Source organism: Streptomyces sp. NPDC033229 (assembly GCF_055576875.1).
The window spans coordinates 220,432-236,742 of the sequence record NZ_JBVIQR010000001.1; the positions used below are offsets into that span (position 1 = coordinate 220,432).

The following is a 16,311-nucleotide window of genomic DNA, read 5'->3' on the forward strand; positions in this document are numbered from 1 at the left end:
TTTTGTTTTCGCTCCCAAAACCGTGGGGGGTTTTGGTTTTGGTGGCCCCCACCCACACCCCCCCCGTCCGGCGTACCCGTGTGGCCGGTCCGGCGGGTGATCACGGGCGTATAGCGTGTCTCCCCATGGAGCCGGAGGAAGGATCGGTGGCCGACCTCGTCGCACTCGGGCTGTCCCGCTATGAGGCACGCGTCCACCACGCCCTGGTCAGGCGCGAGTCCTGCACGGCGTCCCAGGTGGCCCGCGAGGCGCGGGTGCCCCGACAGCGGATCCACGACGTGCTGGACGGGCTCGTCCGCGGCGGTCTCGCGGCCGCCCACGGCGGCGCGGCCCGCCGGATCACCCGCGACGGCGGCACCGTGCGCGCCGTCCACACGCACGACGCGCCGACGGACCCCGGGGTACGGGAGAAGGTCCGGCTCTTCGGCCGGGCCGGGCAGGAGGGCCGGGTCACCGACGCGCTGCCGCTCGAGCTCGTCGTCGCCGACGCGGCGCATGTCCTGTGCGACCTGCCCGATCCCGTGGCCGGCAGCGGCTCCACCACCGCCCTCTCCATCGAACCCCCCGCGCTCGCGGCCTGCCTCGGACTGGCCTTCCAGACGGTATGGGACCGTGCTACGCCGATTGCGTGACATACGTCGCATCACCCGTTCACAGGCACCGCGAGCGGAACATTAGACTCGACAGACCGGCAAAGCTCGATCAGCTCGAACGCTTAAGGAGGCACGGGTGGCGCTGCTATCCCGCATCAGGGGACCGCGCGATCTGGACCGGCTGAGCCCGGAGCAGCTCGACCAGCTGGCCGCGGAGATCCGGTCCTTCCTCGTGGACGCGGTCTCCAAGACCGGTGGACACCTCGGACCCAACCTCGGCGTCGTCGAGCTGACGATCGCCCTGCACAGGGTGTTCGACTCGCCGAAGGACAAGGTGCTCTTCGACACCGGTCACCAGAGCTACGTGCACAAGCTGCTCACCGGCCGCCAGGACTTCTCGAAGCTGCGGGCGAAGGACGGCCTCTCGGGCTACCCCTCGCGCGCCGAGTCCGACCACGACGTGATCGAGAACAGCCACGCCTCCACGGTCCTGGGCTGGGCGGACGGCCTGGCCAAGGCCAACCAGGTGCGCCGTACGGGCGACCACGTCGCCGCCGTCATCGGTGACGGCGCGCTCACCGGGGGCATGGCCTGGGAGGCGCTGAACAACATCGCGGTCGCCAAGGACCGTCCGCTCGTCATCGTCGTCAACGACAACGAGCGCTCCTACGCGCCCACCATCGGCGGCCTCGCCAACCACCTGGCCACCCTGCGCACCACCGACGGCTACGAGCGCTTCCTGGCCCGGGGCAAGGACCTGCTGGAGCGCACCCCGGTCCTCGGCAAGCCGCTCTACGAGACGCTGCACGGCGCCAAGAAGGGCCTCAAGGACTTCATCGCCCCGCAGGGCATGTTCGAGGACCTGGGTCTGAAGTACATCGGCCCCATCGACGGCCACGACATCGAGGCCCTGGAGTCCGCCCTGCAGCGCGCCAAGCGCTTCGGCGGTCCCGTCATCGTGCACTGCCTCACCCAGAAGGGCCGCGGCTACAAGCCCGCGGAGCAGCACGAGGGCGACCGCTTCCACGGCATCGGTGTCATCCACCCCGACACCGGGCTGCCGGTCTCGGCGGGCGGCGCCGACTGGACCTCCGTCTTCGGCGAGGAGATGGTCAAGCTCGGCCACGAGCGCGAGGACATCGTCGCGATCACCGCGGCCATGCTCCAGCCCGTGGGCCTGGACAGGTTCGCCAAGGCCTTCCCCGACCGCGTCTACGACGTGGGCATCGCCGAGCAGCACGCGGCGACCTCGGCGGCCGGGCTGGCGACGGGCGGGCTGCACCCGGTCTTCGCGGTGTACGCCACCTTCCTCAACCGTGCCTTCGACCAGGTCCTCATGGACGTCGCCCTGCACAAGTGCGGCGTGACCTTCGTGCTGGACCGGGCCGGGGTCACCGGCACCGACGGCGCCTCGCACAACGGCATGTGGGACATGTCGATCCTCCAGGTCGTGCCGGGCCTGCGGATCGCCGCCCCGCGCGACGCCGACCAGGTCCGCGCGCAGTTGCGCGAGGCCGTCGAGGTCAAGGACGCCCCGACCGTCGTGCGCTACTCCAAGGGCGCGGTCGGCCCGGCGGTCAAGGCCGTCGGCCGGATCGGCGGCATGGACGTCCTGCGCGAGCCGGCCGAGGGCACCGACCGTCCCGACGTCCTCCTCGTCTCCGTCGGCGCGCTCGCGCCGATGTGCCTGGAGATCGCCGACCTGCTCGACAAGCAGGGCATCTCGTCGACGGTCGTCGACCCCCGCTGGGTCAAGCCGGTCGACGAGGCATTGCCCGCGCTCGCCGCACGGCACCGCGTCGTCGTCACCGTCGAGGACAACAGCCGGGTGGGCGGCGTCGGCTCGGCTGTCTCCCAGGCGCTGCGCGACGCGGGCATCGACCTCCCGCTGCGCGACTTCGGCATTCCGCCGCGCTTCCTCGACCACGCCTCCCGCAAGGAGGTCATGGCGGAGATCGGGCTCACCGCCCCGGACATCGCCCGCCAGGTCACGGGCCTCGTCTCCAAGATCGACGGCCGCTACGAGGAGCCGACCGGCTCCGTGGGGGTGGTCAACGGCTGACCAGCGGATTTCCGCTGGTGCCGGTCTCACGGAGGGCCGGTCGGGTCACCCGTTCGGGTGGCTCCGACCGGCCCTCCGTCCCACTCCGAGCCGCAGCCCGATCGACCCCGCCGCGTCTACGCGGTCACCGCACGGCCTTCGGGCCCGGCCGGCGGATCTTCGCGGGGGCCCGACGCCCGGCACTGGGCAGTGCCCCCAAGCCGCTCGCTGGTCCGCGAAGTCCGCCGGACAGGCCCTCCGCCGGACAGGCCCTACGCGCGGATCATCGACAGCAGTAGCCCGTGCGTCTCGGCGTCCGCGGCCACGACGAGCCCACGGCCTGCCGGTCCGAGCGGAGCGCCGTCGACTCCGGTGACGACACAGCCGGCGGCCCGGCACAGCGCGATGCCGGCGGCGAAGTGCACGCTCTCGGTCAGGTCGCCGCCGTCGGTGACGTATGCGGCGCGCTTGCCGGCCGCGACCCATGCCAGCGCCAGCGTCGTGGACACCACCCGCGGCCGGAACCGTTCGACGAACCCGGGGTGAGCGAGCAGGTCCACGGCTCGGAATCCGGGCGCGCTCGGAAAGGGTGGGTCCAGGTTCACGTCCACCAAGCGCGTGGCGGCCGTCGGCGCCAGCCGTGTGTCGCTCCCGTCGCGCCGAACCCACGCGGTCGCACCGTCGGTGAAGAAGATCTCGCCGTTGAAGGGATCGGCCACCGCGGCCGGGCCGTCGCGCAGTGCCACGTTGACGGCGACCAGCATGTTGCCGACGGCGTAGTTGAGCGTGCCGCACAAGGGGTCCACCCACCACTGGCGCACCGCGTCGGCCGCACCCCGCTGCCCGCCCTCCTCGCCGTGCACCGCGTCGTCGGGTCGCGCCGCACGGATGACGCCGAGGATCGCCTCCTCAGCCGCCACATCGGCATCGGTGGCGAAGTCCCCGTCCCCGGCACCCTTGTCGATGCGGGTGAGCCGCTGTCCGTACCTGGCCCGCACGGCCTCCGCGCCGGCTCGCGCCGCGGCTATCGCTACATCAGCGTCGTCAGGGCTCGCAGTTGAATCGATCATGGCGGGCAGAGTAACCGGGGACGACCCGCCCCCGCCGTATGCGAACCACACCGGATCACGGGCGCCGTGGTCGCGCCGGCTCCCGGACCGACACGCCACCGCCCTCCGGCGGGCCGACTGGTTTTCACCTGTCCGGGTGGACCAGTCGGCTCGTTCGCATAGGTGCCGCTGCGTCCTATCGGGTGAATCCTGGGAGCGGTGGCCGGGATGGGCCGGATCCGGCCCGGATCATCGCGGACACTCGCTCAGTTGCAGGGACGAGCGACGGTCGAGCAGGCGGAGGTGGGCTGATGAGCACAGTGCGACCCTCCCGGAACAGCCGCGGCAGGAGCGGCATCTTCCGGACCAAGACGGTGGAGCAGGCCATCCGGGACACCGAGGAGCCGGAGCACGCGCTCAAAAAGTCGTTGTCGGCCATCGACCTCACCGTTTTCGGTGTCGGTGTCGTCATCGGCACCGGCATCTTCGTTCTCACAGGCAAGGTCGCCAAGGAGAACGCGGGCCCCTCCGTGGCCCTCGCCTTCGTCCTCGCCGGTGTGGTGTGCGGGCTCGCGGCGCTCTGTTACGCCGAGTTCGCCTCCACCGTTCCGGTGGCCGGATCCGCGTACACCTTCTCGTACGCCTCGCTCGGCGAGCTGCCCGCGTGGATCATCGGCTGGGACCTCGTCCTGGAGCTGGCGCTGGGCTGCGCCGTGGTCGCCGTGGGCTGGTCCGGCTATGTCCGCTCACTGATGGACAACGCGGGCTGGCATCTGCCCACCGGGCTGGAGGGCACCCATGAGGGCCGCTTCGGCTTCGACATCCTCGCCTGCGCGCTCGTGCTGGTCCTGACCGCGATCCTGGTCCTCGGCATGAAGCTGTCCTCGCGGGTGACCGCCGTCGTGGTCGCCGTCAAGGTCACCGTCGTCCTGCTCGTCATCATCGTGGGCGCCTTCTTCATCACCGGCTCAAACTATGACCCCTTCCTCCCGGATTCCGAGGCCACCGAGGCCGGGGGCGGCGTGAAGGCGCCGCTGATCCAGGTGCTGTTCGGGTTCGCACCCTCGAACTTCGGCGTCATGGGCATCTTCTCCGCCGCCGCGGTGGTCTTCTTCGCCTTCATCGGCTTCGACATCGTCGCCACCGCCGCCGAGGAGACCCGCAACCCGCAGCGTGACGTCCCGCGCGGCATCCTCGGCTCGCTCGTCATCTGCACGGTGCTCTACGTGGCCGTGTCCATCGTCGTCACCGGCATGCAGAAGTACACCGATCTGTCCACGGACGCGCCGCTCGCCGATGCCTTCAAAGCCACCGGTCATCCCTTCTGGGCCGGTCTGATCAGCTTCGGGGCGGCGGTCGGCCTCACCACCGTGTGCATGATCCTGCTGCTCGGCCAGAGCCGGGTGTTCTTCGCGATGAGCCGCGACGGGCTGCTGCCGAGGATCTTCTCGCGGGTCCACCCGAAGTTCGGCACGCCCTACCGCTCCACCATCCTGCTCGGTGCCGTCGTCGCGGTGCTCGCCGGCTTCACCTCGATCGACGTGCTGGCCGAACTGGTCAACATCGGCACCCTCTTCGCCTTCGTCGTCGTCGCACTCGGCGTCATCATCCTGCGCCGCACCCGCCCCGACCTGCCGCGCTCCTTCCGGGTCCCGCTCGTCCCCTTCATTCCCGTGCTGTCCGTGGTGGCCTCGGCGTGGCTGATGCTCAATCTGACGGGGGAGACCTGGCTGCGGTTCGCGGCATGGATGGTGCTGGGCATCGTCGTCTACTTCGTCTACGGGCGCGGACACAGCCGTCTCGGCAAGGCGGATGCCTCGGTTCCGCCGACTCCGCCGCGCATTTAGCAGGACACAGCCCCGTATGTCAGCTCTGAATGGGGCATACGGGGCCCTAGGTTGACGTGCATGTCAGTAGCGCAGCGCGTCGCCGTCCCGGCCCCCGCCCCGGGCGCACGGCCCTACGGGCCGCCCACCGCGCCCGGGGTCTGCCGTTTCTGGCCCCGGCTGCTGCCGCTGCTGTGCGCCCTGGCCGTGACGACCCGCCTGCCGTCGTTCATCCGCCCCCTGTGGAACCCCGACGAGGGCTTCCTCGCCACCGAGGCCCGGATGCTCGCTCGCGGCGCCGTCCTCTACAGCACCGTCGTCGACCGCAAACCGCCCCTCCTGCCCTGGCTGTACCAGTTGTGCTTCGGGCTCTTCGGTGACGGCTCGCTGCTGCCCGTCAAGGTCCTGGCGGTGCTGGCGCAGTTGCTGACGGCGGTTCTGCTCGCCTCCTTCGCCCGCCGCCGCTGGGGGGAGCGGGCCGCCCGCACGGCGGGCGTGCTGTATCTGCTGGTGTCCATCGGCCTCGACCCGGAGGACGCCCAGGCCGCCGCCTTCGAGGTGTTCATGGTGCCGTGGACCGCGGCCGCCATGTGGTGCGCGGACCGCGGCCGTTGGGCCGCCTCCGGGCTCGCTGTCGCGGGTGCCGTGCTCACCAAGCAGACCGGGGGCGCGGTGCTCGCCCCCGTCCTCCTGCTGCTGTGCGCCCACCACCGGCGCGCGGCCGGTGCCGGTGCCCTGGCCCTCGGGCTCGTCCTGCCCGTCGCCGCGGTCGCCTGGCTCACCGGGCCCGCCCGGCTGCTGTTCTGGACGGTGACCGGCTCCGGCTCGTACGCGTCGGCGCAGGGGGTCATCACGCTCGCGCTCAGCCGTGCCGCGTTCAACGCGGGCGTCCTCTGCGTCGGTTGCGCCGGCCTGCTCGCCCCCGTCGCGGTGCTGCTGCTGACCCGTCGCCGGGTCGCGCCACCCGAGCTGTGGCTGTGGACGGCCGCCTCGGCCGTGGCCGTCGCCACCGGATTCCACTTCTTCGGCCACTACTACCTCCAGCTGCTGCCGCCGCTGACCCTGCTGGGCACCGCGGCGCTGTGCACGCTGACCCGCCCGGCGTCCGGGCTGTCCACTGCGGGATCCATGCTGACCTGCGCGTTCTTCCTGGCCTGGGGGCTCACCTCGCACGCGCCCGGCCTTCCGCACTCCCTGGCGGTGGCCCGGGCCGCCCGGGAGCGGACCGCGCCCACCGACCGGGTGCTGTTCTGGGGCATGCACCCCGAGCAGTACTGGTTCGCGGACCGGTGGCCCGCCGGGCACTGCCTGACCGCCGGACTGCTGACCAACTACAGCGGCGGTCGCGGTCCTTCGCGCGTCGGCGAGGCGTACGGCGTGCCCGGCACCTGGCCCGTCTTCCGGCGTGAGCTGCGTCTGCGCCCGCCCGCCCTCATCGTCGACGACTCACGGGGAAAACCGTACGAACCGTCCCGCATGCCCTCCCTGCGAGCGGTCCTGGACCGCCGGTACGAGCGGGTGGCCGTCGTCGACGGCGCCGTCTTCTACGCCCGCCGACCCGGGCCGCCGCGGCCGATGGCACCCGGGAGAGCCGCATAAACGGAAAAACGCACCCGGTATTCGCGCACAACCGAAATGTTATTGTCGAGGGTCGACGAATGGGGTCCGCGCGGTGCGGAATTGAGCCCGCCCCCGTAAAACCAGGGCCCCGACGCCGACCCCCCGGATAACGACCAGAGAGGCTGGCAGCGAGTCATGGCAGTGCGGACGGCCAACCCGACCACCGGCTGGCTGCTGCGGGGTGCGGACGGGCGGCTGACGGCCTACGCGCCGACCGCGGGCGGCCTCGCGCGCTGGACCGAGACCCGGCCCGGCGGGCCGGAGTGGACCGGTCCGGAGCTGCTGACCGTGCCGGGCCTGGAACCGTATCTCTCGCTCACCCAGAGCGCCGCCGGCTACGTCTACCTCGTCGGTCTGCGACGCCGTGAGCTGGACGACGGCCGCACCGAGACCGACATCGTCTACGCGACCCAGTTCCAGTCGGGCCGGGCGCTCACGCCCTGGCGCTCGATCGGCACGCCCTACGGCCAGGACGCGCAGCGGGCGGACCAGATCGGTGTCCCCACGGCGGTCGTCGACTCGGTCGGCCTGCACGTCTTCGTGCGCAACGCCGGCGACGGAGTGTGCGGACGGCGCCAGGACGGCCGGGGCATCTGGCAGGCCTGGACGGACATGAAGGGCAGCCACGTCCTCGACGAGCTCACCGCCGCCAGGACGGACGCCGGACGGATCGAACTCCTCGCGCCCGCCGCGGAGTTCGTGGTGCGCTGGCGGCAGGAGGAGGCCGGCGGCCCGCTGCGGCGGATCCTCAACCTCCCCGCGAAGCCCATGGCCGGCTCGTCCAGCTCGGCCCCCACCGGTGACGACCGCATCACCCACTTCTGGCGGGACGCGACGGACTCCGCGCTGCACGCCCACCGCTCCGAGGGCTCCGCGAGCACCGGCGGCGAGGAGGGCCTCGACACCCCCTGTCCCACCGTCTCCGGCGGCACCGGCTCCGGTCCGGTCGCGGCGCTGCGCGCCACCGTCGACGGCCACGGCTGCACGGTGCTGGCCCAGCGGGCCGCGTCCGGGCTGCCCGCCCTCGCCGCGTACCCCGCCGACGACGAGCAGGCGGACGTCTTCTGGTCCGAGACCGGTGAGGAGTGCGTGGGCGCGCCCGCGCTCGCCCTCGACGCCCACGGCCGGGTAGTGCTCGCCGCCCTCGGCTCCGACGGCCGACTGCGCGTCGCCCGTCAGCGGATGGACGAAGCGGGGCTGGCCCTGGGGGCCTGGGACCGGGTGTGAAGTCTTGACGCCGACCCGGCCGGCGTCGGTCGGCGGGCTCACCCGCCGTGTCGTCCTCAATCGCCGGACGGGCTGCTGTGCTGTGTCCTCAAGCGCCGGACGGGCTGAAGTCAGCCCGTCCGGCGATTGAGGACACCGCCGCGCAGCGGAGGTGCGCACGCCACGACCCGCAGGGGCAAGCGCACGCCCGCGAGGTCGACCGGCCGGGCCCCAAGCCGCTTTGCGGCTAAAGCCGCTTGGCGCTGCGCAGCCCCGCCGCGTAGTAGCCGCTGCCGTCCAGACGGGCCGTGCCGCCCTTGTCGCCGAACGTCGGCCCGTTGGCCTCTTCCCGGCTGGAGATGAAGCGGGGCTTGCCGTCGGTGTCGAGGCCCATGTACATGCCGACGTGGTCGAGCCGCTCGCCCGTACGTCGGTCGACCTTGAAGAACACCAGGTCGCCCGGCTGGAGCCGGTCGATGTTGTCGGGGCGCTTGTCACCCAGCTCGATCACCGGCACACCGGGGGAGAGCCGGGCCATGCCGTTGGCCGTGCGCGGCAGGCCGTCGCCCTTGACGTCCTTGCTCATCAGCGGGTACCGCGCGCGGTACCCGAAGATCGTGCGGATGTAGCCCGAGCAGTCGATCGAGCGGAACCGCAGGGGCTCCGGGCGCTCCACCGTGCCGTCCCGGAAGGTGTAGGTGATGCCCAGGTAGTCGTTGAAGTCCGACTGCTCCAGACGCAGGTCCGCGCCTTCCGAGCCCTTCGGGTTCAGCGGGCCGAACTGCGCGTCGCCCGTGTACGGCACGCCCTGCGCGTCCTTCTTCTGCGGGGCGCCGTCCAGGTACTCCATGGAGATGGCGAAGATGTCCGGCTCCTTGCTGCTCGCCATCTTGCCGTACCAGTCCTTGAACCAGGCGGCCTTCTCTGAGCCCTCCTTCCACGGCTGCGGCAGGAGGCGGATCCAGCTGTCCGTGGTCACCTTCGCCGAGGTGAACTTGGGCTCGGCGAAGGTACGGCTGGGTCCGGTGAGGACCGCGGTGCGGGCGTTGTCCGTGAAGGTGGCCAGCACCCCGCCGTCACCGGAGCGCACGACCGTGCGCGCCGGGTTGGCCAGCCGCTCGAAGCGCTGCTCGCCGGACGCGGGCTTGGCACCGCCGGCCGCCGTGGTGGCCCCGGCTATGGACTCGACGGGCGGGGCCGTCTCGGGCTGCTTGTCGCGCAGCTCCACGGTCAGGTACGCGCTGGTGCCGAGCAGACCGAGCACCACCAGCGTGTGGATCACGTTCCGGGATCGCGGGTTCGCGGGCCCGCCCGTGGCGCTCGGGCCCTTCGTCTTTTGTTCCTTCTTCCGGGACATGGATGCGCTCCGTGGGCTGCGTGTCGAAAGGGGCGGGAGAGTCTTCGGGAGGCGCCGGCGGGGGCGCCTCGGGCCGGTCAGGCCGTGGGCATGAAGCCGAGCAGGATTCCGGCGGTCAGGACGACGTAGTTCGCGAGCGAGACGGTTCCGGTGGCCAGCAGCGTCGCGCCGCGCGGCTGTCGGACCAACTGGTAGGCGATCAGACCGGGGACGATGAAGCCGAGGGTCTGGTTGGCGTACATCAGCGGGTACTGCTGCTGGAGGATGACGTACAAGGTCGCCTGGAGTACCACGCCGGTCAGCACGACGGCCGCGAACAGCCGCTTGCCGTAGAGGATCACGTAGCGCTGGAGCAGCAGCGTGGACAGATAGGTCAGGACGGTGATGCCGACCACCATGGCCGCGCGCTGGAGGTCCTCGACCAGGGTGAGCGCCAGCCAGCCGGGGGTGATCATGCCACCGGGGGAGAGGTTGGTCGTGAGGTAGCAGACCAGCGAGAACAGCAGCCCGAGGGCGATCCCGATGGCGGCGATCTCCGGAGTGAGGACGGCGGGGATCAACGGAATTCTCCTGTGGTCTGCGGCTGCGAGGGGTCGTCTGCGGGCAGTTCGGCCAGCCGCTCCAGGAGCAGCTCGCCCTGGCCGTGGATGTTGCCGATGGCGATCAATGAGGCGCCCGGGCCCAGCCGGCCGAGGATCTCGGAGGTGAGTTCGCCGGGGTCGCGGCGGTCGCCGCCGAGGTCGACGACACGGTCGCGCCACTGGGCGGGAATCGCGTCGGCGGCGCTCTTGGTGGGGTGGCCGATGAGGAAGACCGAGTCCGGGGCCAGCCGGGGGATGATCTCGCCCATCTGCCCGTTGCGCTCGACGCGGTCGGGGCGGCAGTTGATCAGGACGTGCAGCGGCCGTTCGATGGCGCCGAGGCTGAGCAGCTGCTCGACGTTCATCAGCGTCGACTCGGGGTCGTTGGCCGCGAAGATGTTGGCGAAGCGGAACGGCCTGCCCTCGGGGGTGAGGTAGCGCTCCACGGACAGCACACCGGGGTCCGGCGGCGCGTCGTACATCCCCTGCAGGGCGGTGGCGCGCTCGACGCCGAGCAGCTCGGCGACGGCCAGCGCGATGGCGACGTTCTCCTTGAAGGTGAACCAGCTGAAGCCGCGCAGCTCCGCGTCGGTGACCGTCTCCGGATCCACCGCGATCAGCCGGCAGTTCCGCTTGTCGGCCTCCTCCTGGAGGATGTGCAGCCGGTCGACCTCGGCCGTCACACAGATGCCGTTGTGCGGCATGGAGCGGCTGAGCGAACGGGCCACGTCGTCCAGGGTCGGGCCCATCTCGGCGAGGTGGTCCTCGCGGACGTTGCACAGCACGCCGATCGTGGAGCGGATCAGCTTGGTCTGGTTGACCTCCTGGAGCGCCGGCATGACGGCCATGCACTCGATCACCAGGGCGTGCGGGCGGTACGCGGCGGCGCGCCGCACGATGCCGATCTGCTCGACGACGTTGGCGATGCCGAACTTGCGGTAGACCGGCTCCTCGGTGGCGTCCGGGTGGATGAAGCGGGCGGCGGTGCCGGTGGTCTTGGCGACCGTGACCAGATCACCGCCGCGCAGCGCGCCCGCACACAGCCGGGTGATGGAGCTCTTGCCGCGGATGCCGTTGATGAGCACCCGGGTGGGGATGAGGTCCAGGTTGGTGTAGTGGCGGCGCTGTTCGATCACCCCGGCGACCAGCACGATGGCGCAGCAGATCACGAGAACCGTGTAGAGGAAGAGCACGGCGGTCAGTTCCTTCCGGCCGGCTTGGCCGACGCCCCGGTGGCGGGGCGCAGCTGCTGGCGGATGAGTTCCAGGTTCCGTACGACCGCGCCGACCTCGTCGTGGTGCTGGGGGAACAGGACGGTCTTCCGGTCACCGCCGGCCAGCGCCTCGGCCTGGTCGGCGAGGTTGCGCAGGGGGCGGATGACGATGATGTGCAGCCAGCCCAGGCAGGCCACGGCCGCGGTCACGCCGAGCAGTCCGGCGAGCATGGTGTGCCGCTCGGCCGTGTACTCGGGCAGCTCCAGCCAGGCGGCGGGCTGGGCGCTGACGACCTGCCAGTCCAGTCCCTTGACCGCGCCGTTGTCGCGGAAGGGCGCGGCGGCGGCGATGGAGGAGTTCCGCGAGCGGTGCAGGATGGCGGTGCCGTCGGCGTCGCGGCGGGCCGAGACGGCCAGGTCGTTGAGGTGACCGCCGGGCAGCTTGGCGAAGGCGCGGTAGCCGTGCGCCTTGTCGGCCGCGATGATCCGGTGCTTCTTGTCGATCAGCCAGACCTGGCCGAGGCCGGGCCGGGTGACCAGGGAGATCAGGAACTGGGTGTCGTACTCGCCGACCACCGTGCGGCCCTTGCCGCCGGGCACCGCCGCGTAGGCCGCGACGGCCGGCTCCTTGCCGGAGGTGTTGAGCTGGACGACGGAGTCCGGGTGCGGCTTCTTCCCGTCCGGGTGCCGGGGGGAGTCACCGGCCCGGGAGAGGACCTTGCCGTCGCCGTCGAGGACGTAGACCGAGCGGTAGCGGCTGTGCTCGCGCAGGGTCGTCTCCAGGACGGTCTTGTCCGACCCGTCCTTGCCGTCGCCCGCGCCGACGATCTGCGCGACCGAGGCCACGTCGGCCCAGCCCTCGTTGAGCGCCTTGCGGACCCGGTCGGCGGCGGTGTCGGTGCGGCGGCGCTGGTCCTCGACGAGCTGCTGGGGCACGGTCACGGTGCTGCCGGCCCGGTTGAGCAGGAACAGCAGCGGCGCCGACCAGGCGAGCAGGACGGCGGCGCACACGATGACGGTGCCACGCGTGCCGAAGCCGCCGCGGGCCCGGCCGGTGCGGGTGGGACGGCCGCCGAGGCGCTGCTTGCGCAGGCTCTCCAGGGCGGCGCCGATCCGGGCCGGCTCCCTGCCCCGGAACTGGCGTACCGGGCGGTCCAGCTCGCCACGGCTGAGCCGGCGGCTCTCCAGGTACAGCTGGAGCAGCGGTCGTTGGACGGTCCGCAGCAGCACCCAGCCCACGACGAGGGCCAGGGCGAGCAGGATGCCCGCCGCCGCGAGCCCGAAGGCCTGGGTGCGCACCGCCGACATGTCCTCGGTCACCTCGACCGCGGTGATCACCGACAGGCCGAGGGCGCCCGCGGCGCTGGTCTCGCCGGGTGCGCGGCCGGCCGCCGCGTAGCCTACGGCCGTACGCTCCTCGCCGCGCTTGCCGCCGCCCATCAGATGGCCGCTGGCGCCGGGGTGGCCACCGGGCTCGGGGGTCTTGGCCGAGTCGGCGGCCGCGGTCCTGCGGGCCTTCTCGGCCCAGGACTTGCGGGCCACCGACGGGCCGTCGCTGGCCAGGACGGTACCGGCGGAGTCCACGACGAGAAGGGTGCGGTCCTCGCCGGAGGAGATGCCGGGGACGTTCAGGGTGCCGGAGGCGACGAGCAGCCGCGGCCGGTCGCCGCCGCGCAGGGCGGCCACGACGAGCATCCGGGTCTCGCCGGACCGCAGCTTCACCAGCCGCGGCCCCAGACCGAACGCCTTGCCGTCCTTGTCGTCCGGGGTGCCCTTGAGGACGGTGGCGAGCGGGATGTTCTCACCGCGCGCGGCCAGCAGGGTTCCGCCCACGGGGTCGATGACCGCGGTGCCGCGCCACTTGTTGTAGACCTTGCCGAGCTTGTCCAGGACGGTGTCGGCCGGTACCGGCTGGGGGCCGGTGAAGAGGGTGGCGGCGCGCTGGAGGTCGGTCGCGCTCTCGTCGAGCGAGGCGCGCAGCGAGAGGGCGCCGTCCTCGGCCACGTGCTGCTGGGAGGTCAGGACCGCCGCGTCGAGGCTCGCCCGGTCACGGTCGCCGAGGACCACCGCTGTCGCCCCCGCTACCGCCAGCAACAGGGCCAGCAGGGCGGCTATCGGCGGGCGGGCGCCGCCCAACAGCGGCATGTCCGCACGGCGGCGGGCCTTGCGTCGACGTGAGCCGCGCGAAGCGGACAACGGTATTCCTCTCGTCACGGCACGGGACATGCCGGGACCACGAGATACCTGTCACTGTCCGTCGCACTGCGTATATGTACGGTGAAACGTTCGGATTCTAAGGGAAATTCGAACGCTTTACCAAAACCGTAAGTGTCGACGCAATGCCCCAGCGCGTCAATGGGATCTTGATCACGCTGTCGGCGCACCTGCTCCGGTCAGGGTTTTTCCTGGACGGCGAGGGGCTGCAGTCCGTCCTTCTCGCCGCCCCGGTTCAGCACGATCCCGCGCGTCCGCTCGTACGCCGTCCGGTAGCGCGCCTTCTGCTCGTCCGAGAGCCCCTTGCCGCCGTCCTTCAGCGCCGCCGCCACGTCCACCACCCGGATCTTCGGCTCCAGCTCCACCAGCGTGGGAACGTACCGGGCGTCCGTCACCGACCACTTGCCGTTGTTCCGGGTGAAGGTGAAGCGGCCCATCACACCCTCCTCGGTGATGCCGAGCGGCTTGGCGTGCCGGGCCACCTGATTGCCCAGGCCGTACGCGACCCAGGTGCCGCGCACCTTCTCAAAGGGCTGCACGACGTGCGCGTGGTGACCGACGACCAGGTCGATGCCCGTCTTCTTGGCTATCAGCTCGGCCTGGCGCAGCTGGGTCTTGCTGGCCTCGTTGTGCTCCTCGCGACCCCAGTGGACGCTGGCGAAGACGACCTCCGCCCCTGCGGCGCGGGCGGCCTTCTCGTCCTTGGCCATCCGCTTCACGTCCACGGTGTTGACCAGCCACGGCTTGTCCTTCGGCACGGTCGTGTCGTTGAAGCCGTAGGCGTAGGACAGCTGGGCGACCTTCACCCCCTTGACGTCCATGATGAGAGGGGTGGCCGCCTCCTTGGCGTTGCGCGCCGAGCCGGTGTGCTTGATCCCCGCCTTGTCCAGCGTGTCCAGGGTCCGCTTCACGGCCTCCGGGCCGTGGTCGAGCGTGTGGTTGGACGCCGTCGAGCAGGTGTCGTAGCCGACATCCTTGAGAGTGGCCGCGATCTGCGGCGGCACGCTGAACTTCCGGTAGCCGAGGAACGGGCCCTTGGGCTCCGCCATGACGGTCTCCATGTGGCAGACCGCGAGGTCCGCCTGGCTCACCACCGGCTTGATCCCGGCCATGACGGCGCTGAAGTCGGGACCCTGGCCGCCCTTGTCCTTCGCGTCCTTGTTCGCCTGGTCGGTGATCTCCGGGTGAATGAGAATGTCACCGCCCGCGGCCAGCGTGAAGGAAGCGTCACCGGCCGGTGCGGCGTCCTCGCGGGTATAGAGGTAGCCTGCGGTCGAGGCTCCGGCGACGGCCGTGGCGGCCAGGACGAGGGCGATACGGCGAGAGCGCTTCACCGGGGTATTTTTACCAACATGAGGCTCAAGCCGGAAATCACCAGCACCGTGACGGCATCCGCGCTGCTCGGCGCGGTGGCGCTGCTCGGGCTGACCGGCTGCTCGAGCGCACCGAAGACCCCCCGCCCGCACCAGGGCGGCCGGCCCGTCGAATCCGCCGACCCCGGCGGCTCCGTCGACCTCCGGCAGTGGATCACGGGCTTCACCGACCGCATCACGCAGAGCGGCGGTTACCGCATCCCCACCGCGAGCGAGCGCCGCGCGATAGCCGACGGCGTTCGGCTCGTCCTCGACGGAAAGCAGCCGGAGGCCGAGCGCTCCCTGTCCGCCGTCGGCTACACCCTGCGCACCCTCGTCGACCGCGACGGCGGCATGGAGGTCGCGGAGATCGCCGACGCCACGAAGGACGGCGAGGCCCGGCGCGGCTGGGGGCGGATCTATGTGGACCTGCGCGGCCCGGTCCGTTGGTCGGTGCAGGTCCCGCACCCGACCGCCGACCAGCGCACCGAACAGCTCGGCATCGGCCTGCTGCGCAGCTCCCCCGGCGGCGTGCTCGTCCTCGCCGGCGCGCACCGCAACGCCGGGGCGGACGGCGACGAGCGGGCGGAAGAGGACGCGGCCGACGTCGCCCACCGCTCGGACTCGGTCTTCGCCGCCGTCTCCGACACCCTCGCCGACCGTCGGCTGCCCGCCGTCCAGGTGCACGGCTTCGCCGACAGCAGCTCCCCGGGCCACGACGTCGTCGTCTCGCCCGGCAAGGGTGACGCGGGACTGCCCGCCGCCCGCCGGCTGTCCAACGCACTGCGCAAGCTGCGCCTGCGCACCTGCGAGGTGTGGCAGCGCGACTGCGGAGGGCTGGAGGGCCGCACCAACGTCGAGGGCGACCACGCGGACTCGGCCGACGTCCCCTTCCTGCACGTCGAGCACAGCCGTCGGGTACGCGACGACGACCGGCTCCTCGCCCAGTCGGTCCGCGCCCTGACCGAGGTCACCAAGCGCTGGAGCACCGGCCGCCGGTAACGGCCAGGGCGATACCGGCGGATCCTCGTGGTCGGCGAGCGGCGTCCGGTGCGGGCGATCGCACGGCGAAGGCCCCCTCGTACCCGGGCGCACGCGGCGCGGCGAGTTCCCCCGGCCACCGCCGTGAGGTGCCCCCGGTACCGAGCACCCAAGAAATCCGCCGGACATGCCGAAGCGGGGGGGGGGGGGGGGGGGGGGGGGGTGGGGGGGGGGGGGGGGGGGGAGGGGGGCGGGGGGGGGGGGGGGGAGAGAAGCTA

The 16,311-nt window shown here is 71.7% G+C and carries 11 protein-coding genes and 1 pseudogene; 6 read left to right on the plus strand and 6 right to left on the minus strand.

Going from position 1 to position 16,311, the window contains the following annotated elements:
- The first annotated feature begins 125 nt into the window (after nt 1-125).
- Both ACZ53N_RS00920 and dxs read left to right on the plus strand, forming a co-directional pair.
- On the plus strand, nt 126-632 hold the full coding sequence (locus ACZ53N_RS00920; protein WP_469138847.1) for a helix-turn-helix domain-containing protein: 507 nt from the start codon (nt 126-128) through the stop codon (nt 630-632).
- 97 nt (nt 633-729) lie between these two features.
- Nucleotides 730-2,655 (plus strand): 1-deoxy-D-xylulose-5-phosphate synthase, encoded by a 1,926-nt coding sequence (gene dxs, locus ACZ53N_RS00925; RefSeq protein WP_469138848.1) that lies wholly within the window; start codon nt 730-732, stop codon nt 2,653-2,655.
- Between the two features lie 251 nt (nt 2,656-2,906).
- On the opposite strand, the gene ACZ53N_RS00930 is transcribed toward dxs, so the two are convergent.
- A complete protein-coding gene (locus ACZ53N_RS00930) occupies nt 2,907-3,704 on the minus strand; it encodes an inositol monophosphatase family protein (protein WP_469138849.1) in 798 nt (265 codons plus the stop codon).
- Between the two features lie 290 nt (nt 3,705-3,994).
- On the opposite strand from ACZ53N_RS00930, the gene ACZ53N_RS00935 reads away from it, so the two are divergent.
- From ACZ53N_RS00935 to ACZ53N_RS00945, 3 genes are all read left to right on the plus strand, one after another.
- Nucleotides 3,995-5,530, plus strand: coding sequence for an amino acid permease (locus ACZ53N_RS00935; protein WP_469138850.1), 1,536 nt, complete (start codon nt 3,995-3,997; stop codon nt 5,528-5,530).
- Between the two features lie 60 nt (nt 5,531-5,590).
- Nucleotides 5,591-7,108 (plus strand): ArnT family glycosyltransferase, encoded by a 1,518-nt coding sequence (locus tag ACZ53N_RS00940; RefSeq protein ID WP_469138851.1) that lies wholly within the window; start codon nt 5,591-5,593, stop codon nt 7,106-7,108.
- Between the two features lie 156 nt (nt 7,109-7,264).
- Entirely contained in the window at nt 7,265-8,356 is a 1,092-nt protein-coding gene (locus ACZ53N_RS00945) for a PLL family lectin (protein ID WP_469138852.1), read from the plus strand.
- Between the two features lie 226 nt (nt 8,357-8,582).
- Here the strand turns inward: ACZ53N_RS00945 and ACZ53N_RS00950 are convergent, their stop codons facing one another.
- The 5 genes and pseudogenes from ACZ53N_RS00950 to ACZ53N_RS00970 form a co-directional block, all read right to left on the minus strand.
- Nucleotides 8,583-9,692, minus strand: coding sequence for an NlpC/P60 family protein (locus tag ACZ53N_RS00950; RefSeq protein ID WP_469138853.1), 1,110 nt, complete (start codon nt 9,690-9,692; stop codon nt 8,583-8,585).
- Nucleotides 9,693-9,769: 77 nt separating this feature from the next.
- The gene (locus ACZ53N_RS00955; RefSeq protein WP_469138854.1) at nt 9,770-10,252 is read right to left on the minus strand and encodes a poly-gamma-glutamate biosynthesis protein PgsC/CapC; all 483 of its coding nucleotides are present in this window, start codon (nt 10,250-10,252) and stop codon (nt 9,770-9,772) included.
- Between the two features lie 32 nt (nt 10,253-10,284).
- Nucleotides 10,285-11,466, minus strand: a pseudogene (gene pgsB, locus ACZ53N_RS00960) (poly-gamma-glutamate synthase PgsB); the annotation flags it as partial.
- A 5-nt stretch (nt 11,467-11,471) separates the two neighbouring features.
- The gene (locus ACZ53N_RS00965) at nt 11,472-13,682 is read right to left on the minus strand and encodes a cache domain-containing protein (protein WP_469138855.1); all 2,211 of its coding nucleotides are present in this window, start codon (nt 13,680-13,682) and stop codon (nt 11,472-11,474) included.
- A gap of 197 nt (nt 13,683-13,879) precedes the next feature.
- Entirely contained in the window at nt 13,880-15,034 is a 1,155-nt protein-coding gene (locus ACZ53N_RS00970; protein WP_469138856.1) for a CapA family protein, read from the minus strand.
- An 18-nt stretch (nt 15,035-15,052) separates the two neighbouring features.
- Here ACZ53N_RS00970 and ACZ53N_RS00975 point away from each other — a divergent pair, with 18 nt between their 5' ends.
- On the plus strand, nt 15,053-16,054 hold the full coding sequence (locus ACZ53N_RS00975) for a hypothetical protein (protein ID WP_469138857.1): 1,002 nt from the start codon (nt 15,053-15,055) through the stop codon (nt 16,052-16,054).
- Nucleotides 16,055-16,311: the final 257 nt, after the last annotated feature.

What these genes read in the sequence shown, in the direction of transcription:
- ACZ53N_RS00920 (WP_469138847.1), top strand. Translation starts at nt 126, where the DNA reads ATGGAGCCGGAGGAAGGATCGGTGGCCGACCTCGTCGCACTCGGGCTG.
- ACZ53N_RS00930 (WP_469138849.1), bottom strand. Translation starts at nt 3,704, where the DNA reads ATGATCGATTCAACTGCGAGCCCTGACGACGCTGATGTAGCGATAGCC.
- ACZ53N_RS00935 (WP_469138850.1), top strand. Translation starts at nt 3,995, where the DNA reads ATGAGCACAGTGCGACCCTCCCGGAACAGCCGCGGCAGGAGCGGCATC.
- ACZ53N_RS00940 (WP_469138851.1), top strand. Translation starts at nt 5,591, where the DNA reads ATGTCAGTAGCGCAGCGCGTCGCCGTCCCGGCCCCCGCCCCGGGCGCA.
- ACZ53N_RS00945 (WP_469138852.1), top strand. Translation starts at nt 7,265, where the DNA reads ATGGCAGTGCGGACGGCCAACCCGACCACCGGCTGGCTGCTGCGGGGT.
- ACZ53N_RS00950 (WP_469138853.1), bottom strand. Translation starts at nt 9,692, where the DNA reads ATGTCCCGGAAGAAGGAACAAAAGACGAAGGGCCCGAGCGCCACGGGC.
- ACZ53N_RS00975 (WP_469138857.1), top strand. Translation starts at nt 15,053, where the DNA reads ATGAGGCTCAAGCCGGAAATCACCAGCACCGTGACGGCATCCGCGCTG.